This is a genomic window from Serratia sp. CC22-02, assembly GCF_900182895.1.
Classification (GTDB): Bacteria; Pseudomonadota; Gammaproteobacteria; order Enterobacterales; family Enterobacteriaceae; genus Serratia; species Serratia nevei.
The window spans coordinates 457,242-483,495 of sequence record NZ_FXUD01000001.1; the positions used below are offsets into that span (position 1 = coordinate 457,242).

Annotated in this window: 21 protein-coding genes; 14 read left to right on the forward strand and 7 right to left on the reverse strand. The window is 54.9% G+C overall.

Annotated elements, in window-relative coordinates; all coding sequences use genetic code 11:
* Positions 1-53: 53 nt before the first annotated feature.
* Entirely contained in the window at positions 54-929 is an 876-nt protein-coding gene (locus QOL81_RS02100; RefSeq protein ID WP_169318483.1) for a D-hexose-6-phosphate mutarotase, read from the forward strand.
* 94 nt (positions 930-1,023) lie between these two features.
* Here QOL81_RS02100 and QOL81_RS02105 read toward each other — a convergent pair whose 3' ends face one another.
* Positions 1,024-1,788, reverse strand: coding sequence for a MipA/OmpV family protein (locus tag QOL81_RS02105; protein WP_015378103.1), 765 nt, complete (start codon positions 1,786-1,788; stop codon positions 1,024-1,026).
* A 426-nt stretch (positions 1,789-2,214) separates the two neighbouring features.
* Between QOL81_RS02105 and yeaG the strand changes: the two genes are divergently transcribed.
* From yeaG to QOL81_RS02120, 3 genes are all read left to right on the forward strand, one after another.
* On the forward strand, positions 2,215-4,149 hold the full coding sequence (gene yeaG, locus QOL81_RS02110) for a protein kinase YeaG (protein WP_004932230.1): 1,935 nt from the start codon (positions 2,215-2,217) through the stop codon (positions 4,147-4,149).
* 131 nt (positions 4,150-4,280) lie between these two features.
* Positions 4,281-5,549 carry a YeaH/YhbH family protein gene (locus QOL81_RS02115; protein ID WP_060423846.1) on the forward strand — a complete coding sequence of 423 codons (1,269 nt, stop codon included), beginning with the start codon at positions 4,281-4,283 and terminating at the stop codon, positions 5,547-5,549.
* A gap of 338 nt (positions 5,550-5,887) precedes the next feature.
* Positions 5,888-6,118: a biofilm development regulator YmgB/AriR family protein gene (locus tag QOL81_RS02120; protein WP_060423848.1), complete on the forward strand. Its 231-nt coding sequence runs from the start codon at positions 5,888-5,890 to the stop codon at positions 6,116-6,118.
* Between the two features lie 191 nt (positions 6,119-6,309).
* Here the strand turns inward: QOL81_RS02120 and QOL81_RS02125 are convergent, their stop codons facing one another.
* A complete protein-coding gene (locus QOL81_RS02125; RefSeq protein ID WP_283439597.1) occupies positions 6,310-6,999 on the reverse strand; it encodes an alpha/beta hydrolase in 690 nt (229 codons plus the stop codon).
* Between the two features lie 818 nt (positions 7,000-7,817).
* Between QOL81_RS02125 and QOL81_RS02130 the strand changes: the two genes are divergently transcribed.
* Complete coding sequence (locus QOL81_RS02130; RefSeq protein WP_033634815.1) at positions 7,818-7,994, forward strand: GhoT/OrtT family toxin; 177 nt, start codon at positions 7,818-7,820, stop codon at positions 7,992-7,994.
* 273 nt (positions 7,995-8,267) lie between these two features.
* Here the strand turns inward: QOL81_RS02130 and QOL81_RS02135 are convergent, their stop codons facing one another.
* Positions 8,268-8,561 (reverse strand): hypothetical protein, encoded by a 294-nt coding sequence (locus QOL81_RS02135; protein ID WP_283439598.1) that lies wholly within the window; start codon positions 8,559-8,561, stop codon positions 8,268-8,270.
* A gap of 225 nt (positions 8,562-8,786) precedes the next feature.
* Between QOL81_RS02135 and QOL81_RS02140 the strand changes: the two genes are divergently transcribed.
* The 3 genes from QOL81_RS02140 (at position 8,787) to QOL81_RS02150 (ending at position 11,407) form a co-directional block, all read left to right on the forward strand.
* Positions 8,787-9,269, forward strand: coding sequence for a hypothetical protein (locus QOL81_RS02140; RefSeq protein WP_060423854.1), 483 nt, complete (start codon positions 8,787-8,789; stop codon positions 9,267-9,269).
* Between the two features lie 306 nt (positions 9,270-9,575).
* The gene (locus tag QOL81_RS02145) at positions 9,576-10,136 is read left to right on the forward strand and encodes a 3'-5' exonuclease (RefSeq protein ID WP_060423857.1); all 561 of its coding nucleotides are present in this window, start codon (positions 9,576-9,578) and stop codon (positions 10,134-10,136) included.
* A gap of 77 nt (positions 10,137-10,213) precedes the next feature.
* On the forward strand, positions 10,214-11,407 hold the full coding sequence (locus tag QOL81_RS02150; RefSeq protein WP_283439599.1) for a multidrug effflux MFS transporter: 1,194 nt from the start codon (positions 10,214-10,216) through the stop codon (positions 11,405-11,407).
* An 8-nt stretch (positions 11,408-11,415) separates the two neighbouring features.
* Here the strand turns inward: QOL81_RS02150 and dadX are convergent, their stop codons facing one another.
* Both dadX and QOL81_RS02160 read right to left on the reverse strand, forming a co-directional pair.
* Positions 11,416-12,489: a catabolic alanine racemase DadX gene (gene dadX, locus QOL81_RS02155; RefSeq protein WP_060423863.1), complete on the reverse strand. Its 1,074-nt coding sequence runs from the start codon at positions 12,487-12,489 to the stop codon at positions 11,416-11,418.
* Positions 12,490-12,565: 76 nt separating this feature from the next.
* A complete protein-coding gene (locus tag QOL81_RS02160) occupies positions 12,566-13,870 on the reverse strand; it encodes a D-amino acid dehydrogenase (protein WP_060423866.1) in 1,305 nt (434 codons plus the stop codon).
* Positions 13,871-14,499: 629 nt separating this feature from the next.
* Here QOL81_RS02160 and QOL81_RS02165 point away from each other — a divergent pair.
* On the forward strand, positions 14,500-16,452 hold the full coding sequence (locus QOL81_RS02165; protein WP_060423871.1) for an acyltransferase family protein: 1,953 nt from the start codon (positions 14,500-14,502) through the stop codon (positions 16,450-16,452).
* A 196-nt stretch (positions 16,453-16,648) separates the two neighbouring features.
* Here QOL81_RS02165 and zinT read toward each other — a convergent pair whose 3' ends face one another.
* Positions 16,649-17,299 (reverse strand): metal-binding protein ZinT, encoded by a 651-nt coding sequence (gene zinT / locus QOL81_RS02170; protein WP_149571099.1) that lies wholly within the window; start codon positions 17,297-17,299, stop codon positions 16,649-16,651.
* A 312-nt stretch (positions 17,300-17,611) separates the two neighbouring features.
* Here zinT and QOL81_RS02175 point away from each other — a divergent pair, with 312 nt between their 5' ends.
* Both QOL81_RS02175 and QOL81_RS02180 read left to right on the forward strand, forming a co-directional pair.
* The gene (locus tag QOL81_RS02175) at positions 17,612-19,147 is read left to right on the forward strand and encodes a SpoVR family protein (RefSeq protein ID WP_060423874.1); all 1,536 of its coding nucleotides are present in this window, start codon (positions 17,612-17,614) and stop codon (positions 19,145-19,147) included.
* Between the two features lie 156 nt (positions 19,148-19,303).
* On the forward strand, positions 19,304-21,286 hold the full coding sequence (locus QOL81_RS02180) for an acyltransferase family protein (protein WP_283439600.1): 1,983 nt from the start codon (positions 19,304-19,306) through the stop codon (positions 21,284-21,286).
* Positions 21,287-21,455: 169 nt separating this feature from the next.
* On the opposite strand, the gene fadR is transcribed toward QOL81_RS02180, so the two are convergent.
* A complete protein-coding gene (gene fadR / locus QOL81_RS02185; protein ID WP_025303107.1) occupies positions 21,456-22,175 on the reverse strand; it encodes a fatty acid metabolism transcriptional regulator FadR in 720 nt (239 codons plus the stop codon).
* Between the two features lie 243 nt (positions 22,176-22,418).
* Between fadR and nhaB the strand changes: the two genes are divergently transcribed.
* The 3 genes from nhaB (at position 22,419) to QOL81_RS02200 (ending at position 26,054) form a co-directional block, all read left to right on the forward strand.
* Positions 22,419-23,984, forward strand: a complete 1,566-nt coding sequence (gene nhaB / locus QOL81_RS02190) for a sodium/proton antiporter NhaB (RefSeq protein ID WP_197826992.1) — start codon at positions 22,419-22,421, stop codon at positions 23,982-23,984.
* Positions 23,985-24,104: 120 nt separating this feature from the next.
* On the forward strand, positions 24,105-24,635 hold the full coding sequence (gene dsbB / locus QOL81_RS02195) for a disulfide bond formation protein DsbB (RefSeq protein ID WP_033643335.1): 531 nt from the start codon (positions 24,105-24,107) through the stop codon (positions 24,633-24,635).
* 657 nt (positions 24,636-25,292) lie between these two features.
* Positions 25,293-26,054, forward strand: a complete 762-nt coding sequence (locus QOL81_RS02200; protein ID WP_060423885.1) for an aspartyl/asparaginyl beta-hydroxylase domain-containing protein — start codon at positions 25,293-25,295, stop codon at positions 26,052-26,054.
* Positions 26,055-26,254 lie beyond the last annotated feature (200 nt).

The following is a 26,254-nucleotide window of genomic DNA, read 5'->3' on the forward strand; positions in this document are numbered from 1 at the left end:
CATTTTTGTCGCCCTTTTTTATTTGTCTCTCCGGCAAACATTAAGGTAATGAAATGAACGAGAAAATTTTCACCCTGCCCGTTTCCGAACAGATTTCGCCTTACATCAGCCAGCGTCAACTCGATGAGCTGGGCGTGGTTGTGGTGTCGCACCCGAAAGTGCGCGCGGCCGTCGCGCTGCAAGGCGCCCATTTGCTGGCCTGGCAGCCCAGCGGTGAGCAGCCGGTGATTTGGCTCAGCAGCAATACCCCCTTCGCCAAAGGCAAGGCCATCCGCGGCGGCGTGCCGATCTGCTGGCCGTGGTTCGGCCCGGTAGCACAACCCTCCCACGGTTTTGCCCGTAATCAGCCCTGGAGCCTGACGGCGCACGATGAAGATGACAACGGCGTCATCCTGACCTTTACCCTGAAAGACAATGAGCAGACCCGCAAACTGTGGCCGCACGCCTTCACGCTGATTGCCCGCTTCAAGCTGGGTGTGGAGTGCGAGATCGAGTTGGAATCGCACGGCGATTATCAGGCTACGGCGGCGCTGCACAGCTACTTCCAGGTGGGCGACATCGACCGGGTTAGCGTGGCGGGCCTGGGTGAGCCTTATATCGACAAGGTAGCGGGTGGCGCAGAGACGCGCCAGGCGGGCGAAGTGACCTTTGTCGGCCAAACCGATCGCGTCTACACCCGCCCCGAGGCCTTCAGCCTGATCCGCGATCCGGCGCTCGCGCGCACCATCGAGGTTCACCACCATCATATGAGTGACGTTATCGCCTGGAACCCGGGCGTAGAGCTCTCCTGCAGCATGGGGGATATGCCGAACGACGGTTACAAGACCATGGTCTGCGTAGAGACCGGGCGCGTCAGTAAACCGCTGGTCGCCGCCGGCGAACAACCGGCCCGTTTGGGTGTGACCTTCCGTAGCCGGAAGAAAGCCTGAAAAGCCGTGCGCGGCAGCGCACCACAGATGTGCAAAAGGGGCGCCAGCGCCCCTTTTTGATGCACGCCATGCACGATGATCGTGCAATGCGTGATTAGAAGGTGTAGCTCACACCCGTCATCAACAAACCGGTGTAGGATTTATCCACCATCGGACTGTCTTTCACTTCATCAGACAACTTCACATAGCGGCCGACGAAGAAGGCATTCCAGCTTTTGTTGATCTGGTAATTGGCGCTCAGCTCGAGATACGGTGCCCAGCTATCGCCTGGGGTGTAGCTGTCCAGGCCGCTGCGGCGCGATTCATTGGCGCTGACGCCATAGTAATATTTGTTCTGGTTCTTGCTGTTCCACATCACGCCCACGCCCGGGACCAGCGTCAGCGCGTCCAGATCAAACTTGTACAGGTAAGCCACATCGCCCACCAGACCGTTGCTGTTGTTCAGCGTGTCGCCGGTGAAGGTGGTGCGGAGGGTGCCCCACTCGGCGTTGTGCGAGTAGGCCAGGCCGGCCATCAGCGTGCCGCGGCGCTTGTCGAGACGCTTCATGCGATCGTCGTCGCTGTCGCCCGGACGGTAGCCCCATGGCGTGTAGTAACCCATGATGCTCAGCTGGTTTTCTTGATCCTTCCACAGGTAGTAACCGGCGGTCAGAGTACGGAAGTAGAAGTCGTCACCTTCATAGTCGATAACGGGCACCGGATAAACGCGGTCCTGATAACCACGATACGCGTCCGGGCTAACCAGCGCGGCAGCGCCGAGTGACCAGGTTCCCGCCTGAGCACTTTGCGCACAAACCATTGCGGAAGCGATAATTGCTAGCGTTTTGAGTTTTGAAATCTTCACTGGTTCTTTTTCCATAAATTACAGGGTTAATAGCTGCAACAGTTTATGTGAAAATTTAGTTACGCGCCTAATCTTTACAATAGAAAACGACCAAGATCGAATAACTTATAGCGGAATTATGAATTAATCATGGCGGAACGGTGACGTTTCATCCCGCAGGCCGCGCCAGACAAGGCATTTGGCTCACACGGTAATAACTGAGTCATTGATATGACTTAAAAAAAGCTTTTTCTGCGGCAGGAAATTTTCCGGCAAGCAAACTAAGCTTAAATCAGAAGGTGAATTTATCCTGGGCCCAGTGGCATACAGCGCAACTCGCGATAATAAGCGCACCAAGTTGGCATACGGGTTGCTGTACTCAGGCGTATTCTCATCTTTCGGGAGCCAGAACACTATCACACGCTCTCTTTAACCTGTGCTAATAACGAAAGGACGGGCATCATGAACATATTTGACCACTATCGCCAGCGCTACGAAGCTGCCAAGGACGAAGAGTTCACACTGCAGGAATTTCTTACCATTTGCCGGCAAGATCGCAGTGCCTATGCCAACGCGGCCGAACGTCTGCTGATGGCTATCGGTGAACCTGTGATGGTCGACACTGCGCTAGAATCACGCCTGTCGCGCCTGTTCTCCAACCGCGTGATCGCACGCTATCCGGCCTTCGAAGAATTCTACGGCATGGAAGAGGCCATCGAACAGATCGTCTCTTACCTGAAACACGCTGCCCAGGGCCTGGAAGAGAAGAAACAGATCCTGTACCTGCTCGGCCCGGTGGGCGGCGGTAAATCCTCGCTGGCGGAACGCCTGAAGGCGCTGATGCAGCGCGTGCCCATCTATACCCTCAGCGCCAACGGCGAACGCAGCCCGGTCAACGATCATCCGCTGTGCCTGTTCAATCCGCAGGAAGATGCCTCGATCCTGGAAAAAGAGTTCAACATCCCCAGTCGCTATCTCGGCACCATCATGTCGCCGTGGGCGGCCAAGCGCCTGCATGAGTTCGGCGGCGACATCACCAAGTTTAAAGTCGTGAAAGTACGCCCTTCCATTCTGGAACAGATCGCCATCGCCAAAACCGAACCGGGCGACGAGAACAACCAGGACATCTCTGCGCTGGTCGGTAAAGTGGATATCCGTAAACTGGAGAACCACGCGCAGAACGATCCGGACGCCTACGGGTACTCCGGTGCCCTGTGCCGCGCCAACCAGGGGATAATGGAATTCGTCGAGATGTTCAAAGCACCGATCAAGGTGCTGCACCCGCTGCTGACGGCGACCCAGGAAGGTAACTACAACGGCACCGAGGGCATCTCCGCCCTGCCGTTCAACGGCATTATTCTGGCGCACTCCAACGAATCCGAATGGGTGACCTTCCGTAACAACAAGAACAACGAAGCGTTCCTCGACCGCGTGTACATCGTCAAGGTACCTTACTGCCTGCGCGTGTCGGAAGAGATCAAGATTTACGACAAATTGCTGGACCACAGCGAGCTGACCCACGCGCCCTGCGCGCCGGGCACCCTGGAGACGCTGGCGCGGTTTAGCGTGCTGTCGCGGCTGAAAGAGCCGGAAAACTCGAGCATTTACTCGAAAATGCGCGTGTACGACGGCGAAAGCCTCAAGGATACCGATCCGAAGGCCAAGTCCTATCAGGAGTACCGCGACTACGCCGGGGTTGACGAAGGCATGAACGGCCTCTCCACCCGTTTCGCCTTTAAAATCCTCTCGCGAGTGTTTAACTTCGATCACGCCGAGGTGGCGGCTAACCCGGTGCACCTGTTCTATGTGCTGGAACAGCAGATCGAACGCGAACAGTTCCCGCAGGATTTGGCCGAGAAATACCTGGAGCACCTGAAAGGCTACCTGATCCCGAAATACGCCGAGTTTATCGGCAAGGAGATCCAGACCGCCTATCTGGAATCCTACTCGGAATACGGACAGAACATTTTCGATCGCTACGTGACCTACGCGGACTTCTGGATTCAGGATCAGGAGTATCGCGATCCCGATACCGGTCAGCTGTTCGATCGTGAGTCCCTGAACGCCGAGCTGGAGAAAATTGAAAAGCCGGCCGGGATCAGCAACCCGAAAGATTTCCGTAACGAAATCGTGAACTTCGTGCTGCGTGCCCGCGCCAATAACAACGGCCGTAACCCGAACTGGACCAGCTACGAGAAGCTGCGCACCGTGATCGAGAAGAAAATGTTCTCCAATACCGAAGAGCTGTTGCCGGTGATTTCGTTCAACGCCAAAACCTCGACGGACGAGCAGAAAAAACACGACGACTTCGTCGACCGTATGATGGAGAAAGGCTATACCCGTAAGCAGGTGCGCCTGCTGTGTGAATGGTATCTGCGGGTCAGAAAATCCTCATAACGCCTCAGGTAAGCGGCATTATCAGGGCCATGTCCACCGTCATGGACGTTGCAGCGCAGCCCACGGAGGGGCGGCACATTGCGCTGCAGCGGCCGGGACATGAAGAGTTGGCAACGTCGTTTGGGGGAAGTATGGCCTATTTCATTGACCGACGGCTGAACGGCAAAAACAAGAGCATGGTGAACCGCCAGCGCTTCTTGCGTCGTTACAAGTCGCAAATCAAACAGTCGATTGCCGAAGCCATCAACAAGCGTTCGGTCACCGACGTAGACAGCGGGGAATCGGTCTCCATCCCCACTGACGATATCAACGAACCGATGTTTCATCAGGGGCGCGGCGGCACGCGCCATCGGGTGCATCCGGGCAACGACCACTTCGTGCAGAACGATCGCGTTGAGCGGCCTCAGGGCGGATCAGGCGGTGGCGGCGGCCAGGGCAACGCCAGCCAGGACGGTGAAGGCCAGGATGAGTTCGTCTTCCAGATTTCCAAAGACGAGTATCTCGATCTTTTGTTCGAAGATCTTGCCCTGCCCAACCTGAAAAAGAACCAGTACAAGCAGTTGACCGAGTTCAAAACCCACCGCGCAGGCTATACCGCCAACGGTGTGCCGGCCAACATCAGCGTCGTGCGATCGCTGCAAAACTCGCTGGCGCGGCGTACCGCCATGACCGCCGGGAAAAGGCGCGCGTTGCACGAACTGGAAGACGAGTTGAACCAGCTGGAAAACACTGAACCGGTGCAGTTGCTGGAAGAGGAGCGGTTGCGCAAGGAGATTGCCGAACTGCGCAAGAAAATCGAAAGCGTGCCGTTCATCGACACCTTCGATCTGCGCTACAAAAACTATGAGCGCCGGCCGGAACCCTCCAGCCAGGCGGTGATGTTCTGCCTGATGGACGTGTCCGGCTCGATGGATCAGGCGACCAAAGATATGGCCAAACGTTTTTACATTCTGCTTTATCTGTTCCTGAGCCGTACCTACAAAAACGTCGAGGTGGTCTATATTCGCCACCACACCCAGGCGAAAGAGGTGGACGAACAGGAGTTCTTCTATTCGCAAGAAACCGGCGGCACCATCGTCTCCAGCGCGCTAAAGCTGATGAACGACGTCGTCGAAGAGCGCTACGACCCGGCGCAATGGAATATCTACGCCGCGCAGGCGTCGGACGGTGACAACTGGGCCGACGATTCACCGCTGTGTCATGAGCTGTTGGCGAAGAAGCTCCTGCCGATGGTGCGTTATTACAGCTATATAGAAATCACTCGTCGCGCTCATCAGACGCTGTGGCGCGAATATGAGGATCTGCAGGCGAAATTCGACAACTTCGCCATGCAGCATATCCGCGAGCCGGACGATATTTATCCGGTATTCCGCGAACTGTTTCGCAAGCAAACCGTGTGAATAGCACCGCGCGAACGTCACCACAGCCGGAGAATGACATTTTCCGGCTGTTTCTTTTTCACCATTATATATTCAGAATATCTATGTTTAATTTTTAAACAAACCCAATATCAATAATAAGCCACATTGCCCAGAACGGCCCTCCCTATTATTTGCGCTTCTGAGGTTATTCCTAAACATTCGCCTCCTGGCCCGCACGGCTTGATAGGAATATTCCCATTCAGTTATCGTTACCTCATCGCTTAAGTCCTTTACTAAGCGAAATTTGCCTCATTTTATTTTTCCATGGCTTCTCAGCCCGCCACGGCGGGCATTTACCTGTCAGCAGGTTAGACATCATGATCGACTACACTCTCTATGGCCTCAACAAGCAAGATGTTGATGAATACCATAAGCAAATATGCTGCCTGCTCGGCAAAAGCGTGCTGCTGGTGCTGACCGCCAACAAGCCGATAACCAAACAGAATCTGCTCGCCTGCCTTATCCAGGAGGTGGAAAAACAACCCGATGATTATTTTCAGAGACTGCATCGTGCAGCAATAGAAATGATCGGCGTCAACGGGCGTTAAGGCGATATGCGCAAGGCGGAAATCTACGCCATTATTGCCACCCTCGTGGTGTTAATGATGATGTTCATCATTACCCTTGATAGCGATATCAACCCTTATCCTTAATAAGCGCCTATTACGCCGGCTCTTTAGCCCGACGTAATAGACAGTCTGTTGCGGGCTGTCACCTTGATTACCTTTCTGCCCTGGCTTTATTCATAACCGGCCGCTTCGTCAATCAATCCCGCCACCTCTGCGGCATGGGAAACCAGCGAAGCATGACTGGCATCCAGCACCATAACTTTCTTGGCCCGCAGCCGCTGCGCCATGTGCCGCTGATTCTCCGGCGTTATCATGCGATCGTCGCTGGAGAGCTGATACCATGACGGTTTATGTTTCCATGCCGGTTCGCCGATGGTGTTACCGAAGGTATCGGCCAGCGGAGCCTTCTGCGCCACCGCCATCACCAGCGCTTCGTCGGCAGTCAGATCCTGGCAAAAGCTCTCGTGAAACTTGTCGGCTTTGATCCACAGATAGCCGTCGCTGTCCGGGGCCAGATTCGCCACCGCCGCAGGAGGATGCGCTTGCGTAATACCGCCGGGGCTTTCTCCGGCGTCCGGCGCAAAGGCGGCGATGTAGACCAGGCCGACCACATTAGGCAGGTTGCCCATTGCCGTGATCACGGCACCACCGTAAGAGTGCCCCACCAACAATACCGGCCCCGCTTGCTGCGCGACCATCTTGCGCGTGCGTTCCGCATCCTCAGCCAACGAGGTCAGCGGCATTTCCACCGCATGCATCGCCGAATATCCCCTACGCGACAACTCGAGGATGACCTTACTCCAGTGCGCGGCGCCGCCCCAGAATCCGTGTACCAGCACGATAGTGGGTTTTGTGCTCATTGCCGACTCCTTCATCTTAGGGAAGCGCTATAGACAGATAAACTGCAGCCCTTAAGGGGCGCGCCTTGCTACCGGCGACGTCACGCAGTCCTCATTTTTATATAGTCAGGCTCGCGGCGTTCGGCAATAGCTACGACGGGTTAACGCACGCGATTTCCCGGCATCGCCATGGCCTATCCACGCAGCGTGCAAAGCAAAAAACGGGATTAAAACTAGGATTTTTACCCATACCGATCTAAAATCTCGCGCAAAAACAAAGAGAAGTAAATTTAGCTCACCGGGAAAAGGAATGAAGTTGTGAAGGAAATGATCTCCATCGTTTTTATGGCATGCCTGCTGGCGCTGCTGTTTTCGTGGCTGTTCGTCTACGGTCTTAACATTCATTAAACCTGCGGCGGCAATAAATCCCCCTCCCTGGCTGGCAAGCAGCGCATCGGGACGATGCGCTAAAACCGCCCCCCAAAGTGCCCACGAAAGCAAAACCTGACGTCATCCCGCCTTAACCTTTCCGCCCACAGATACATCAATAATATTTACGTATAACAGTCCCATCCCCTTTCTGCGTCCCTCGTCGACTTTTTTCTGACCTGGCGTAGCCCCCCAAACAGAGGGCTTGCCAGACGCAAAATGTTACCGGTAACTATGTTGTTGATTTCTTTTTGTAATAACCGGAAAGCCGTTAATAACCCTACGTTCTTTATAGAAATAAATTATGCATTCTTATGGATAAAGGTATGAATAAACGGCCTTTGGTCATTGATTATCACCCGCCAAGCTCCTAGAATTCGCGCGTAAAAATACAACTGGGATCGGGTTTCATGTCGTCGCTGTGGGTTGCAACGCAATACTGTTATTTTATTGGTCTGTTAGTTTCTATGATTTTCACCTACCTGGTTAGCCGGGACACCGTCAAAATACGCTGTATCAGCGCACTGACCATAGGGTTAACCTGGCCGTTGAGCCTGCCGGTCGTGTTGCTGTTTTCGCTGTTCTAATCCCCCAACAGACCTCGCGGCGGGTTTGGGTTTTTAAACAGCCATGCTAATGAAAAAGGGAAGGCCGCCGGCGTCGCGGATTTTTGGCGTGGGATAAAAAAACGCCAGCGCAAGGCTGGCATGAAAACTGGAAGCAATGTGAGCAATGTCGTGCCGGCTCGGGGGGCACAGAAGGAGACAACCCTTTCCCCTCACCGGCGAAAAGATGATAATACGTCTCATTATTGATTGTAAAGTCATTTCCCTGCGCAACGTTTTCCCTTTGGGAAAATATCAGCCGCGCGGCGCTCGCCAGCACCGATACAACCGCCCCGTCCCCCACACCAGCAGCCACAGAAAAATATTTATCCCCAACCAGAGCATCAGCAAGTAGAAGAAAGTTTGATAACCGGGTATGCCCCGGTCGGCCAAAAACGGGTTGAAGTGCAAAAATTTGACGATCGCGAAGGGGTTAAGATTGAAACGGTTGAACACGGCCGCCGTCAACAGCGGCGGCAACAGCGTGTAAAACGCCAGGCTGAACAGCAGCAGAATCTTAGTGCCCGAAGTGTTTTTATAATCTTTCATATCAATATATTGCGTCTTTCACCATGGTGCAGAAACGGCCAAATAGTCGCACGCCAGCCGACCCCGCGCACGAAAAAGAGTTCCAGGCCAGCGCGGAAATAAAGCCGATCCTGTGTTTAATCGTCATTTAGCGCGCGGGTGATATATACCCTGTGAATTTTAAATTACGATGCCGCCGCGCCGTCTTCAACCGCAGCGTTTGCCTGGCATCATCAGGAGGCATTAATGAAACCGGACGCACTCGCCCTGCCGCCGAGCCCGAAAAAGCTCAAAGTGATCTACGGCTGGTATATTTACGTGATCTATATCCTGCTGGTTTTCAACATTTACATGGCGGTCTACAACGTCTGCGTTCGGCATCCGCTTGAGGCGCCCCTGCTGTCGCTGTTTCACAGCCTGTTCCTCGCGCTGATGCTGCAGCAGGTGCTCAAGAAGAACGTCGTTTTCGCCTGGATCTTGCTGAGTTATTTTATCCTGATGCGCCTGTATTACGCCAATGTGCTGCATGTTGAATTCACGCTGGTGAGCCGCGGCCTGGTGCTGCTGATTCTGACGCTGCTGCTTACCGGTGCCGTGGCCGTCGGGCAACTGGCCACGCCCCCGCAGCGGCATGACTGGCTGGCGCGGCTGGGTTGGCGGCAATGGGGCGCGCTCACGGCGCTGGCGGCCATTCTGACCCCGTTGATTACCACTGACTACCTGGGGTAAACACGGCGCTATTTGGGGATATGGGGCTCGGAAATGTCTACGATGCGGCATATTTTGGTGTAGTTGCCCGCCTTCTCACAGATCTTGTCCGTGACAAACACGCTAAGGTAGCCCAGCAGCAGCAAGTAGCCAACCATGCACAGAATAAAGATAAGCGTTCTCACCGATAGCGACCAACCAGACAAGAGTATCCCAAGCATCATAACCTGAACGCGGCGCTTTAAAAGGATTTCATGTGCGCACCGGCCGCATCGGCGCACGTTCTGTAGTAACATTAAGCCACCACGCCAACCACCGGAAACGCCGATGCACCATCTGATGTTAGATATTGAAACCCTGGATATAAAACCCAGCGCCGTCATCCTGGTGGTTGCGGCGGTGTTTTTCGATCCTCGAACCGGGGAGCTGGGCGCCGAATTCGAAGCCGCCGTCAGCAGCCAGAAAGACCAACCGGGCCGTACCATCAGCCTGGATACGGTCGCCTGGTGGGCGAAACAGTCCGATGAAGCGCGCAAGCAGGCCTTCGGCGGCACCGAGAGCCTGAAGCGCGTGCTGAGCAGCCTTAGCCGCTTCATCCATATGAACAGCACCGATACGGTGAAAGTCTGGGGCAACGGCAAAGAGTTCGACTGCGCGATCCTCGAGCACGCCTTCCAGCAGCTGGAAATGCCCTGCCCGTGGAAATTCTGGGATACTCAGGACGTACGCACGGTGATCACGCTGGCGGAACTGCACGGCTTTAACCCGAAAAAGACCCGCCCGTTCGAGGGCATGCCGCATCGCGCGCTGGATGATGCTCGCCACCAGGCCCGCTATGTGGCCGATACCGTCTCGGCGCTCTATTACCGCCAGGGGGCGCAGCGCTGACCCGCTTTGCCCCTTTTCATTTGCCGCCAGAGTCTCTACTCTAGCCCTCTTTGTCACTCGGACGTGCCTTTCCTGTTATGCAAAAGTTTCTGTTTATGCTTCTCAGCCTGGTGCTGCTCGGCCCATTAGGCATCGATCTTTACCTGCCGACCATTCCCGCCATTGCCGTCGGCCTCGGCAGCAGTGAAGCGCTGATCCAATCCACCATATCGCTGTTTATACTGGTGCTCGGCCTCGGCCAGGTCATCGCCGGCCCGCTGGTCGATAACTATGGACGCAAGCCGGTGGCGCTGGCCGGCATTATCCTCTACATGATCGGCGCCGCGATGGCGGCGCTGGCCACCAACCCGACGGTTTTCATCGCTTCGCGTCTGCTGCAAGGGGTGGCGGTTTGCTGCACCGCCGTCGTCGCCTTCAGCGGCGTGCGCGATCGCCTGAATGGCGACGACGCCGCCCGCGCTTTCGGTTTTCTCAACGGCACGCTGAACATCATCCCAGCGCTGGCGCCGCTGCTCGGTGGCCTGCTCGCCGAAGCCTTCGGCTGGCGCGCGCCTTTCTGGTTCCTGGTCGGCTATGCGCTGCTGGTGTTGGCGCTCATCGCGCTGCGCCTGCCGGAAACCCGCCCCGCAGATACCGTGCCGGTCAAAGGGCTGCCGGTGCGCCAATACGCGCGCATCCTCAGCGAACGCCGCTTCCTCTCCTTTGCGGTGGTGAACTCCGGGGCGATGGGCATGGCGCTGACCTACGTTTCTCTGGCACCGAACGTGCTGATGGGTACCGCCGGCCTGACCCCGCTGCAATTCTCGCTGGTGTTCGGCGCCAACGGTTTCTGGATCATGCTGGTCAGCTTCTTCGCCAACCGCATCATCCACAAGGTCGGCCGCCCGGTTTGTCTGGCGACCGGCGGCATGTTGATGGGGCTGGGCTGTCTGGGCCTGCTGCTGGGCGTCATGCTGTTGCCTGCAACGGCACAAGCGCACTGGCTGGCGTATATGCTGCCGGTCGCCAGCGCCTGCGCTGGGTTGGCGTTCGTGATGGGCCCGGCCACCAGCTACGCGCTGGAGCCGTATTCCAATGAGGCCGGCGTCGCGTCCGCGCTGGTCGGTTTCGTGCAGATGGCGGGCGGCGCCGCGCTGGGTTTGGTGGCGATGGCGTTGCCGCTGCAACCCAAGCTCTCGCTGGCGCTGGTGATGCTGGCAGGCTGCCTGCTGGCGCTGCATGCGCGGCGGCTCAGCAAGCAGATTAAAGGGCTGATTAGAAAAGTCGCCTGAGCCGCGGCTCAGGCTTCGGTGACGACCGGCACCCGCGCCGCTAAGGCCGACAGCAGCTCATAGCCTAACGTCCCTGCCGCCGTGGCCACCTCGTCCACCGGCAGGCGTTTCCCCCACAGCTCCACTTCGGCGCCCAGTTCGACTTGCGGACAGGGCGTCAGATCCACCGCCAGCATGTCCATCGATACCGTTCCCAGCGTGCGGGTCAGTACACCATCCACCCATACCGGCGTACCGGTCGGCGCATGGCGCGGATAGCCGTCGGCATAGCCGCAGGCCACCACGCCGATACGCTGCGCGCCAGCGGCGCTGTAACGGCCGCCGTAGCCCACGCGATCGCCAGACTTCAGCTGTTGAATGCCGATGATCTCGCTGCTCAGCGTCATCGCTGGCTGCAGCCCCGTCGCCGCAACATCATTCCAGCAACCGCTCGGCGAAGCGCCATACAGAATGATCCCAGGGCGGACCCAGCTGCCATGGGTCGAAGGGTGCCACAGCGTAGCGGCCGAATTGGCCAGGCAGCGCGGCAGCGGTATATCGGTAGCCGCCGTCTCGATAGTGGCCATCTGCTGGGTTACGCCTTCCGGGCCGTCGGCGGTAGCGAAATGGCTCATCAGCGTCAGTTCGGCGATGTTGGCAACCGCCTGCGCCCTTTGCCACACCTCGCGCAGCCGCTCGGGTGCGAACCCCAACCGATTCATGCCGCTGTTCACTTTCAGATAGACATTGAGCGGCGCGCTCAGCGTGGCGTCGGCGATCGCCGCCAGCTGCCAGTCGCTGTGCACCGCCGTCGTCAGGCGATAACGATCGAGCAACGCCAGATCCTGCGGCTGGAAGAAACCTTCCAGCAGTAGAATCGGCCCTTGCCAACCCGATTCGCGCAACAGCACCGCTTCGGCCAGATCCAGCATGGCGAAGCCGTCGGTTTGCGCCATGCTGCGCCAAACGTGTTTGATACCGTGGCCATAGGCGTTGGCTTTGACCACCGCCCACACTTTGGCGCCGGGGGCGAAACGGCGCACCACCTGCAGGTTATTTTCAATCGCGCCGAGATGCATCGTGGCGGTTATGGGACGGGGCATCGGTTCTCCTTGGGGCAGCATACAGCGGCCACGCGCGCCTGCGCGTGGCCGGGAAAGTCTATGACAGCGTCGACGATTAACGTGCGGGATGCACGTCGTTCAGCGGAACCGCGTGTTGCTGGCGAAACCCGGCGCTGTAACGCGCCACCGCCAGATCATCGGAAGGGATCGCCGGCGTAATACCGGACATCAGATCGGACAACAGCTGCCCGGAACCGCAGGCCATCGTCCAGCCCAACGTGCCATGCCCGGTATTGAGATACAGGTTCTTCAGCGAAGTGCGGCCGACAATCGGCGTGCCGTCCGGCGTCATCGGCCGCAGGCCGGTCCAGAACGTCGCGTCCTCCACTCTGCCGCCGTTCGGGTAGAGATCGCGTACCACCATCTCCAGCGTTTCGCGCCGTTTTTGCTCCAGCTGCGTGTTGAAACCGACGATCTCCGCCATGCCGCCAACGCGAATACGCTGGTCGAAGCGCGTGATGGCGATTTTATACGTCTCATCCAATACCGTAGAGAACGGCGCCGCCGCTTCGTCGGTGATAGGAATGGTCAACGAATAGCCCTTCAGCGGGTAAACCGGTATCGACACCAGGCCGCGCAGCAGCGCCGTGGAGTAGGAGCCGAACGCCACCACGTAGCTATCGGCCTTGAACACTTCCTCGCCACACTGCACGCCGGCGATCTTGTCGCCCTCCACCAGCAGACGATCGACGCTGCGGTTGAACAGAAAAGTCACGCCCGCCTGCTCTGCCATCTTCGCCAGCTGTTGCGTAAACAGCTGGCAATCGCCGGTCTCGTCGTTCGGCAGCTGCAGACCACCGGTCAGCTTGTGCGCCACCTGGGCCAGCGCCGGCTCAACGCTGGCGAGCTGGCTGGCCTCCAGCAGCTTGTAAGGCACCCCGGCATCTTCCAATACCGCAATGTCTTTCGCTGCGTTTTCGAACTGTTGTTGGGTGCGGAACAGCTGCAGCGTGCCGCCCTGGCGGCCTTCGTACTGGATGCCGGTTTCCTGCCGCAGCGCCTTGATACAGTCGCGGCTATATTCTGCCAGGCGCACCATGCGGCCTTTGTTGGTCATGTAGTGTTCGGTGTTGCAGTTTTTCAGCATCTGCCACATCCAGTTGAGCTGGAAGCTGCTGCCGTCGAGACGGATCGCCAACGGCGCATGGCGTTGGAACATCCACTTGATGGCCTTCAGCGGCACGCCCGGCGCCGCCCAGGGAGCGGCATAGCCCGGTGAAATCTGCCCGGCGTTCGCCGCGCTGGTTTCCAGTGCAGGACCTGGCTGACGATCGATCACCGTCACCTCATGCCCCGCCTTCGCCAAATACCAGGCACTGGCTACGCCCACCACTCCACTACCTAAAATTACCACTCGCATCGCTGACTCCAGCTCAAGGCTTCACAAAGCATAATCTTCTGCTCACAGGAAATTAACTCAGTGAAAAAATCCGTCCAACAACTTCATCATCAAACGTGACAATATTCACAATTAATTTATCGTCGATGGGCTCTGCATTTGCAATAGCCACCTGAAAATAGCGATAAGATGCGGTTTAAGGGGGGATATGGCGTCAGAGCGCCGCTGATTCGACATCATTGCTATCAATGATAGCAATGAAAAAAGGCGTGAAAGGCAACAAGAATTTAACAGAACATAAAAGCACCAACCACAAATCATTAAGAATAAAAAACCAAAAAAAATACAAAACAAAGCATAAAAACAAAAAAAAGGTTTTCTACCTCGGCAGCATAAAAAACGCAGTAAAAACGAACATCCTTTAAACACCTTATGGCTTGCGTATCTCGATTCGCGGCAAACCATGCAAAAATCGCCCGTTCTTCAGGCCAACACATCGCTTCATCACCGATCAAACACCAGTTTCTGCGTAAAAATCCTATTCAACAGCCATACGTATAGGCATTTTTTGTCACTTGGTGCAAAATACATCGCCAAGCAACGTTACAAGTTGTTAATCAACATCATAATTTTGATAAATGAGTATCAATATGACTTCTACTGCAAGGGTCTTCCGGCATGACATTAACGGGTTAAGAGCCTGGGCCGTCATCGCCGTTGTTCTTTTTCACTTCGGCATCCCCGGTTTTGCGGGCGGTTTTGTCGGGGTAGATGTGTTTTTTGTTATTTCCGGCTTTTTAATGACACAAATAATTGTCAGCGGTTTGGAAACCGGCAAGTTCTCTATCTGGCATTTTTATCTGGCGCGCGCTCGGCGAATCATTCCAGCTCTCATGGCCCTGTGCATCACTTTATTGGTGCTGGGGTGGTTTTTCCTTGTGTCTACGGATTACACCACCCTTGCCAAACACGTTCTGACCGCAATTCTTTTTGTTTCAAATGTCAAGTTTTGGCGCGAGGCCGGCTATTTTGACGCAGACTCGCATGAGAAGTGGTTACTACATACCTGGTCACTTTCCGTTGAATGGCAATTTTATATTATTCTGCCCATTGCTCTCGTGTTCATGGCTCGTCTGTGGAAAACTCGCGGTATTCAATTGACGATATTCGTCGGCCTGATACTTTCATTTGCGTTGTCCTGCTACCTCGCGATCAAATCTCCATCATCGGCATTTTATTTGCTGCCAACGCGCGCTTGGGAGATGCTGGCCGGGGGGGCAGTGTGGGGATTGACTCGAAACGTTCAACTCCATGCTACCAGTGCTAAATGGTTAGAATGGTCTGGTTTCGCTTTAATTATCGCCGCCATCACGCTGTTTAATCCCGGCTTGGCGTGGCCCGGCTTATATGCAGCGGTGCCGGTTACTGGCGCCATGTTGGTGCTGGCTGCAAGCCGCCAAAATTCTCTGTTTACCTCTAACTACCTGGCAGAACGTCTTGGCGTCTCGTCCTATTCAATCTATCTTTGGCACTGGCCTATTGTCGTGTTTCTCGGCTACAACAACGCTGCGAGCTCATGGAATTGGCTGATTGCCGGCATCATTCTGAGTCTTATTCTTGGCGAACTCTCATTAAGAATGATCGAAAACCCGGCCAGAAAAAGACTGTCGAAGCAAACAGCCTGGGGAAATGCATTTACGATCGCAACTTGCACTACGATCATCGGTTTCGCCTCTATCGCGCTATTCAAGCTCAATTTCCCAAATCGCGTGCCACCGCAAATTGATGTAGTGGCCAACGAAAGCCTGAACGTTATCCCTAATCGCGACAAGTGCATTGCCTCTACCAGCACCCGTTCACCGGAATGCATATATGGCGGCCATGACATTAAAGCCGTGGTGGTAGGCGATAGCCATGCGGACGCTATGTTGACTGGGGTCGTCGCCGCATTACCTAACAAGAATGACGGTGTTCTTGACCTGACTTACGCCAGTTGCCCGACTCTTTTCGGAGCGAAGATGGTGCCCGGAGAAGTGCCGGGAAGCCAGTGTCACGAATTTAACCAGTGGGAACGTGAGAGATTGAAGCGCATTGATAGAACGATCCCGATCGTCATTATAAATCGTTCATCCGTCTACGCCTTCGGCCAACACAATATCGTGGCGAAAATGAATATGCCGATGGTTTATTTTTCCAAGATCTATTCGCACCCTACCCCCGAGTTTCTGAAGGAGTTCAAAAAGGATCTGGTGGCAACAGCATGCGAGTTGGCCATTGATCATCCGGTGTTCTTGGTTAGGCCAACGCCGGAAATGATGCTGGATGTCCCGAAAACACTTTCCCGCTCAATGATGCTCGGCAAGAGCATGCACATTTACCTCTCGGAAGAGGATTACCACAAACGTCATCAATTCGTTTGGGAAGCGCAGGACGAGGCTGCGGAGAAATGCGGTGTCAAAATCCTCAATCCTCTTCCGATGCTGTGCAAAAACGGTCTCTGCGAAAGCACTCATAATGGCCGCCCGATATATTACGATGACGACCACCTCAGTGAATATGGCAACAAACTGTTAGTACCGATGTTTCAGCAAATATTTCTGTAGTATACGAATCAATAAACCCGCAATTGCGGGTTTATTTTTGGGGATGACGTTATAAATTACGTTGGCACATTTCACTGACACTCTGTCAGTAATGCTTAGCGCATAATAGTCAGAAGGCGGCAAGTTCCTCCTTATCGTTGCTATTTTCAGCCGTACGATTGACTTGGCCGCACACAGAATCTGCGGAATTGCCGCATCAATGATGCAGCATCTCGTCCACGACTTCTTTAGTCTGCAGTTGGAAGGGATAATAGGTCGGCCAGTTGTCCATCTCTTTCAGCAAAGCCTCCTGCGACGTATTACCCATAAAGATATGGAAATGCGCCGATTTGCGCGGGCCGATAATGTGATCGCTGAACTGCACGAATTTCGGCGCCAGGCTGCCGGCATCCTGGCATTCGAACAGATAACGCACGCCCTTTTTACCGGAAACATACGTCAGGATCTTATGCCCGGCGTACTTATACTGACAGGCGTTGGATTGGTCGCCGCGATGAAACTCCATGACGCCGTTCTCAATGCCGATGGTATCCACATCGGTGGCGTACCCTTTGCGGTAATAGGCCTTCACTTCTTCGAAGGTCTTGCTCTTATCCTGCTCCGCCTTCTTCTTGAACACCGGATCGAGATCCCCATTGAGCAGATAAGGATACACGGATTGCCACACGCCCTCCCAATCCGCCAGGTCGCGATCTTTGACGTCTTTATCGTCGAATACGCCCGCTTCCGCCTTTTTTTCCACTTCCGTCAGCGGCTTGCCATGTGAATGATGCCCGTGGGCAAGCGCCTGCCCGCCGATAAACAACGCTGCCAGCGCCACCGCCAGTTTGCCAAAATGCCTCGCCAAAAGATGCTCCTTGTCCGTCATTGAGAAAATGAAAAGTTACAATATAACATAACAAATTTCAATCCCTGTCGCGCTACAGAGTACCTATTGCGCCCCCCTGCCGCAGGGTTATACTCGAAGAGGAAGCGCGGCGCTGCGCCGCCTTCTGCCGGGACGGACGCGGCGCCGGCGGGCGCTGGATTGACTGCCGTTCGCTCCCCTGCGTACCGACATTTTTATTTCACTGATTTGCAACGGTTAATTATGACTTGAACTATGCTTGTTACAGGGCCTGCCGTTTGAGCAAGACCCGTGAATAATGAGGGTGCGCTGATGACTACTTCAACACATGAAAAGGTTAAGGATGATAAACGTCTGAGCGATGGACCGGACTGGACGTTCGAGCTGCTGCAGGTGTATTTGGAGCAGATCGACCGCGTCGCCAAGCATTACCGGCTCGACGCCTACCCCCATCAGATCGAGGTGATCACCTCCGAGCAGATGATGGACGCTTATTCGAGCGTCGGCATGCCGATCAACTATACCCATTGGTCCTTCGGCAAGAAGTTCATCGAAACCGAACAGCGCTACAAACAGGGCCAGCAAGGGCTGGCCTATGAAATCGTCATCAACTCCAATCCCTGCATCGCCTACCTGATGGAGGAGAACACCATCACCATGCAGGCGCTGGTGATGGCGCACGCCTGCTATGGCCACAACTCGTTCTTCAAGAATAACTATCTGTTCCGCAGCTGGACCGACGCCAGCTCCATCGTCGATTACCTACTGTTCGCCCGCCACTACATCAGCCAATGCGAAGAGCGCTACGGCGTCGATGAAGTGGAGCGGTTGCTGGACTCCTGCCACGCGCTGATGAACTACGGCGTCGACAGATACAAACGCCCGCAGAAAATCTCCCTGGTAGAAGAGAAAGCGCGCCAGAAAAGCCGCGAAGAGTATCTGCAAAGCCAGGTGAACACGCTGTGGAAGACCCTGCCGCGCGTCGAACGCGAAGAGTCGCCGGAGCAGGCGCGCCGGTATCCGAGCGAGCCGCAGGAAAATATCCTCTATTTCATCGAGAAGAATGCGCCGCTGTTGGAACCCTGGCAGCGTGAGGTGCTGCGCATCGTGCGCAAGGTCAGCCAGTATTTTTACCCACAAAAGCAGACTCAGGTGATGAACGAGGGCTGGGCCACTTTCTGGCACTACACCATCCTCAACCATCTGTACGACGAGGGTCGGGTGACCGAGCGGTTTATGCTGGAGTTTTTGCACAGCCACACCAACGTGGTGTATCAGCCGCCGTATAACAGCCCGTACTATAACGGCATCAACCCATATGCGCTGGGCTTCGCCATGTTCCAGGACATCAAGCGCATCTGCCAGTCGCCAACCGAAGAAGACCGCTACTGGTTCCCGGACATCGCCGGCAAAGACTGGCTGGACACCTTGCACTTCGCCATGCGCGACTTCAAGGACGAGAGCTTTATCAGCCAGTTCCTGTCGCCCAAAGTGATGCGCGATTTCCGGTTGTTCACCGTGCTGGACGACGATCGCAACAACTATCTGGAGATTGCCGCGATCCATAACGAAGCCGGTTACCGGGCGATCCGCCAGGAGCTGTCGGCGCAATACAACCTGAGCAACCATGAGCCGAACATTCAGATCTGGAACGTGGACCTGCGCGGCGACCGCTCGCTGACGTTGCGTTACATCCCGCAGGAACGCGCACCGCTGGATAAGAGCCGCCGCGACGTGTTGAAGCACCTGCATCGCCTGTGGGGCTTCGACGTGATCCTCGAGCAACAAAACGAAGATGGCAGCGTGGAGTTGCTCGAACGTTGCCCGCCGCGGCCGACGCCGCTGTAACCGCACCGCGCCATTCCCCGGCAAGCCGGGGAATGGCTTTATTTATCCATTTAACGGGTGGCGGAAAAAGTCCGAAAACAGACGGGTAAAATTGACAAAAAGCCCATCGACTTCTAATTTCGGTAATACAAATTTAATAATTAGCAATCATATAAAATGAAAAAAACCCTACAGGGCACGGTTAACCGTTATCGCAAGGACATTGACGGCTTGCGCGCCATCGCCATCCTTCTGGTTGTTCTTTACCATGCTGGCATAAAACAAATAAGCGGCGGATTCATCGGCGTTGATATATTTTTTGTCATCTCTGGATTCCTCATCGGTGGAATTCTTCATCGCGAACATTCGCAAGGACAGTTTTCTTACCTGAACTTCTACAGCAGACGAATAAAGCGGATAGCGCCGGCGTTGCTCTTCATGTTAACCGTTATCTCCGTGATAGCAGCATTTTATCTCTCCCCGCTGGAAATGAAAGACTTCTCATTATTTTCTGGCGCAACAATATTATCAGTGCCGAATATTATTCTTTGGCACAAAACCAACTATTTTTCACCCAATGCTGAACTAAACCCGCTATTGATGACGTGGTCATTAGGCGTCGAAGAGCAATTTTATATTTTTCTACCCTTGCTTTTGAGTTTCCTGTTTAGAAAAAAACTCAACACGCTGTTCTGGATCGCCGCTATCACCCTGTTGTCCTTTATCACCTGTCTTTTTGTCACTCAGGCCAATCCACTTTTTGCATTCTTCATGTTGCCAACGCGTGCCTGGGAATTGGGTATGGGGGTAGGGTTAGCGATAGCCCAACAACAGAATCGTCTTTCCGCCCAACCTGCCTGGCTAAAAGAATTGCAATTTATCCTCGGGTCGATTTTGATTATCATTTCGGCATCATACTTCAACAGCGAAACCCCTTTTCCGGGCGCGGCGGCGCTCGTGCCCACGCTGGGCGCTTTGCTTCTTATTTTAGGCAACGGCCGCCTGAGCGGCTGGCTGTTGGGCAATCCCGTGATGGTATTTGTCGGTCTGGTGTCTTACTCGTGGTATCTATGGCACTGGCCTCTGCTCTCTTTTGCCAGGCTATCTGCAAGTCAGCCCCTGCCACTCAGCGCGACGTTAACAATCGTCAGCCTCGCGCTGGTCATTGCCTATCTGTCATACCGCTATATCGAAACCCCTTTTCGCCAGGGTTGGCGGTTGCAGGAGAGCAGCATTATTCGCGGTTACTTATCCTTGATTGCCATTCTCATGCTGCCTACTTCTGTTTTTTATTTAACTAAAGGCGCCACACAGCCTGTCTCACAAGCCGTCGTTCAAGCGGAAGCCGACAAACTTGAACGGGTTGCCGACAAGTGCCTGATCGGTCAAGGCCACACGTCATATTCAACCGAGAGCGTTTGTCTGGATAGCAGCAAAAATGCCGGTATCGCCCTATTGGGAGACAGCCACGCTGCTTCACTCCGCGGTGGCGTCGACCATTATGCAAAGCGGCACCAAATGTCTGTTTATCAGTTGACAAAAGCGACCTGCCCGATGCTTATTGGGGTGTTCAGAACCATGAACGCATATCCTTCGCATGCAACAGAATGCGCAGAATACAACGCTAAAGCGCTTGACTTCGTAATCAACAACCCCAAGATAAAAAGTGTCATTATTGCCGCCTCGTGGGATTCCGGAATAATTAACGACAACGAAGGTTACTCTGCACCAGGAAAGCAACTCCCAAAAATAGAGGCGCTAACTCTCGGAATTAAAAATGTTGTGGAGAAATTGAATAGTGCTGGGAAAAGCGTCGTATTAATTGAAGATGTCCCTTATATTAAGTTCAACACCGTTAAAGCGCTCGATAGTGAAGAGATCCCGCTTAGAAAGCTAGTGGCAAAAATCCTCACCCCCACTACCACCGTCATGTACCATACTGGCAATTACACTGCAAAATACTCAATGCCGCGAATAAACCTAGAACATTTAATGATACCTTTCAGAGATAGGTTATTATTTAAGATCGTCCTCCCCGCAAAAAATTTATGTAATATACATGGATGTCAATTCAAAGAAAAAGAGAGATTATTATATTACGACAACCAGCATATGACTTATCTTGGCGGCATGATTGCCTTACGGGATTTAACAATATAACCCGCAGAAGCTACGGGTGAAAACGCCCTTGCCAATAAATCAAGAAACATCTTGGCAAGGGCGAAAAAAAACGCCTGCGGCTCACCCCTGAACCACAGACGCCTATTTTAGACTCGTTCGGAATACCGCTGGCAAACGAACGATTTTGCCTTAATATTCTTAGTCGTATTCAGCGGCGCGCTTCGGTCAGATCGCTCGGCATGGTGCCCTGCATGCTCTGCCAAATCGCCCCGCTGTCTTTACCGTAGTTGCGCACGGTATCCATCACCTGGTCGTACAGCTTCTCATGGCACAGCGTGGACAGCTTGCTGTAGAAGGTCAGCGCCAGCTTGCGCGCTTCCGGGTTGGAGAAGTAGTAACGGCCCACGCGGGTGTACAGCCCTTTCAGGCCGTTGAAAATCAGGCCGTAGATCGGGTTGCCGGAAGCGAACGCCAGGCCGCGGAAGATCTCGTAATCGAGCAGATTGAAAGCGTCCGCCTGATCTTCTACCTCGGCGGCCTTCGCCAGCACTTCCTGGGCCTGTTCCGGATGATTGCGCACCGCGGCGCGAATAAAGATCGACGCGATATTGGTGCGCACCGACAGCAGGTTGTCGATCAGCTGCGGGACGCTCTTGTGATCGAGACGGGCCACGGTCTCAAGGATATTGAGGCCGGACGTTTCCCAGAAATTGTTCACTTTGGTCGGTTTGCCATGCTGAATGGTCAACCAGCCATCGCGGGCCAGACGTTGCAACACTTCACGTAACGTGGTGCGCGTGACGCCAATCAACTCCGAAAGCTCACGCTCCGCGGGCAAAATAGAGCCAGGGGGGAAGCGATTATTCCAAATACTCTCAATAATGTACTCTTCCGCGAAACCGGCAGGACTCTGCGCCTTTATGACCATGTGTTTGACGTTCCGTTGCGACGATAAAATCAGTAAAAGTAATCAGCTCATCATACCAGATCGTGCTGACATGACATAGCGTGAGCGAAAAACAATAAACGAAAGTGTGCATAAAGTGGCAAAAAACGCGCAAAAACACCGGCCGGCAGAAATTTGCCGCCGTAAAACAAGCTCCGGTTGCGCCCGCCCCCGCCGCATTGTTAGGGTACGTGCTACGACTGATTTAAGGATGCATAAAGGACAATGGAAACAACCCTGCGCAGCGCCCTGCTCAAAAACTTTCTGGGGCAATCTCCCGACTGGTACAAACTGACTATTCTCATTTTCCTGGCGGTCAACCCCTTGGTGTTCTTCTTCGCCAGCCCGTTTGTCGCGGGTTGGCTGCTGGTGGTCGAGTTCATCTTTACCCTGGCGATGGCGTTGAAATGCTACCCGCTGCTGCCGGGCGGCCTGCTGGCGCTGGAGGCGGTGGCCATCGGCATGACCAGCCCGGCGCAGGTCTCGCAGGAAATCGAACATAACCTGGAAGTCTTGCTGCTGCTGGTCTTTATGGTGGCCGGCATCTACTTTATGAAGCAGCTGCTGCTGTTCGTGTTCACCAAGCTGCTGCTCAACATCCAGTCAAAAACGCTGCTGTCGCTGGCGTTCTGCCTGGCCGCCGCCTTCCTTTCCGCCTTCCTCGACGCGCTGACGGTCGTGGCGGTAGTGATTAGCGTGGCCACCGGCTTTTATTCCATCTATCACAACGTGACGTCGAATCGCCCCGATGGCGACATCGGCGATGACAGCGATTTCACCGGTGAAGAGCGCAAGCAGACGCTGGAACAATTCCGCGCCTTTCTGCGCAGCCTGCTGATGCACGCCGGCGTCGGCACCGCGCTCGGCGGAGTCATGACCATGGTGGGCGAGCCGCAAAACCTGATCATCGCCAAAAGCGCGGGCTGGGGTTTTATCGATTTCTTCCTGCGTATGGCGCCGGTCACGCTGCCGGTGTTGGTGTGCGGCCTGCTGGTCTGTTGGCTGGTAGAGCGTTTTCGCCTGTTTGGCTATGGCGCGCAGTTGCCGCCGGCGGTGCGCGAAGTGCTGAAAGAGTATGATCGCAAAGCCACCGCTGGCCGCAGCAGGCAAGAACGCCTCAAGCTGGTGATGCAGGCGCTGATCGGCGTTTGGCTGGTGCTGGCGCTGGCCTTCCATCTGGCGGAAGTTGGGCTGATCGGCCTGTCGGTGATCATCCTCGCCACTTCCCTGTGCGGCGTGAACGACGAACACGCCATCGGCAAAGCGTTCCAGGAAGCGCTGCCGTTCACCGCCCTGCTGACGGTGTTTTTCACCGTGGTCGCGGTGATCATCGAGCAGCACCTGTTCAGCCCGGTGATCCAGTTTGTGCTGCGCGCCGACCCCGCCTCTCAGCTTTCGCTGTTCTACCTGTTCAACGGCCTGCTGTCGTCGGTTTCCGACAACGTGTTCGTCGGCACGGTTTACATTAACGAGGCGCGCACGGCGCTGGAGACCGGCACCATCGCGCTGAAGCAGTTTGAGCTGCTGGCGGTTGCCATCAATACCGGCACCAACCTGCCTTCGGTCGCCACCCCTAACGGCCAGGCCGCGTTCCTGTTCCTGCTGACGTCGGCATTGGCGCCGCTGGTGCGTCTGTCGTATGGCCGCATGGTGTGGATGGCCCTGCCTTATACGGTGGTGCTGACGGTGGTCGGTCTGCTGTGCGTCCAGTTCACGCTGGAGCCGGCGACCGAGCTGCTGACGCAGTGGCATTGGCTGGCGCTGCCGCCCATCGACGCCGTCGGCCACTAAGGCGGCGCTGGCAGGGTGAACCGACTATTTTTACGCTGAATCCGGCCCAGGTGGCTGGCAGCGAGAAGGAATTGGTTTACACTGCCGGTTCAATTGCTTACTGCATGGAAGAATCTAGATATGTTGCAATTCTTTAACCGCTGTTCACAAGGACGCGGCGCCTGGCTGCTGATGGCCCTGACAGCGTTGGTGTTGGAACTGGTCGCGCTCTATTTCCAGCACGTTATGCTGCTGCAGCCCTGCGTCATGTGCATTTATGAGCGTTGCGCGCTGTTCGGCATCCTCGGCGCCTCGCTGGTGGGCGCCATCGCGCCGAAAACCCCACTGCGCTATGTGGCGATCTTGCTGTGGATTTACAGCGCCTGGGAAGGCGTACAGCTGGCGTGGAAGCACACCATGATCCAGTTGCACCCTTCGCCGTTCAATACCTGCGATTTCTTCGTCAGCTTCCCTTCGTGGCTGCCGCTGGACAAATGGCTGCCGGCGGTGTTCCACGCTTCCGGCGACTGCTCCGTGCGCCAATGGCAGTTCCTGACGCTGGAAATGCCACAGTGGCTGGTCGGCATCTTCGGCGCCTATCTGCTGGTGGCGCTGATTGTGCTGATCGCACAATTTGTTCGCCCACGTCGCCGCGACCTGTTCGGCCGCTGATCGGCAGACAAACAAAAAACGGCGCCGAAAGGCGCCGTTTTTTTAGGATATTGCGGTCAAATTCAGAGATAACCCCATTTCAGGTATGTGTAAGGAAATAAACGAGCACAATCAGCGCTCCAGCCACGGCAAACAGACGGATCATTTTCATTGTTATACTCTCGAACATGCGGGAGAGCGGCCAAATTACCCAACTTATCGTTTAAAAAGAAGCATTCCGGCTCAGTTAAGCGCGTAATTTACATAACATTAAACTTCTGCGATGTTGGCGGGCAACAACGGGCGGCGCCAGCGCTTTCCTTTCGGCCTTAGGACAGCAATAAATTACCGTTACTTATGAACCACTGCGTCTTTGTCACATTCAGAGCACAATATTTTGGTGAAGTTTGCCCATAAAATCCTTATAGTATCGGCAAAGTGAGTATTACCGATTTCCCTGGTGTTGTTGTGTGTCTTGCCCCTCATCTTTGCAGGGGCTTTTTTCCTTCCTTCCCCTTTATCCCAAGGCCCGCTCACCGTTCGCGCACTAATGATTAAAATTATTCGCGATGCTTTCCTTATGCTAAATGACGTTGTGATTTTCACCCTTTCTTTCGGTGAGCCAGGCCCTGTCTCTGGCTGACTGCATAACGTCAATGACATCAAGGACACGATTCTATGCCGGATACCGCATTGCCCCCTGCATCTCAGCGCCCCCTCCTGCGCCGCCTGCTGCTTAAAGCCGGGAAAAGATTCCTGCGCTGGAACGGCGAATTTCAGACCCGTCATTCGCTAATCTCGACTACGCCGCAGATCGGTAATCATGAATTTAACTGGGTGGCCACGCTGGAAGCCCATTGGCCGGCAATTCGGGAGGAGTTGGATCGGCTGCTGGAGCATCCGGAAGATATTCCCGCGTTCCACCAAATATCGCCGGATCAGAAACGCATCTCTAAAGGGGATAACTGGAAAACCTTCGGGCTGTTTGTCTACGGGCAGCGGGTTGATGATAACTGCGCCATTTGCCCGCGCACCGCACAGGCGGTCAGCGAGATCCCCGGCATGCGCACCGCGATGTTTTCGATTCTTAAACCGCACTATCACATCGTGCCCCACAAGGGCCCGACCCGTGCCGTGGTGCGTGCGCACCTGGGGTTGATCGTGCCAAAGGATCGGGAAAAGCTGTGGATCCGCGTTGACGATCAGATCCTGCACTGGGATGAGGGCAAAGTGATTCTGTTTGATGATTCCTACGAGCACGAGGTCCGCAACGACACCGACGAGCTGCGTGCGGTGCTGTTTCTCGATATCGACCGGCCGATGGACAAGGTGGGTACGGCGGTGAATAAACTGCTGTTCAGCCTGATCAAAGCCAGCCCGTATGTGAAGCAGCCGCTGAAAAATCTGGCTAACTGGCATCGCCGCGATAAAAAAGCGTGAAGTGGCGGTTATGCCATAACCCCCACGCCCGTCGGTAGCGCGCCAGATAGCGCAGAGGGCGGAATGTCTGAATACGCCGCCCTCTTGCTGCCCAAGGGGTGACGTTACCTGGCCCAGTCCGGCTTGTTGAGGATAGGCAGCCGTAAAAGCGGAAATTGATTGGAAGTAGTAAGGAATCACGGTTATTGACAAAGCATTAC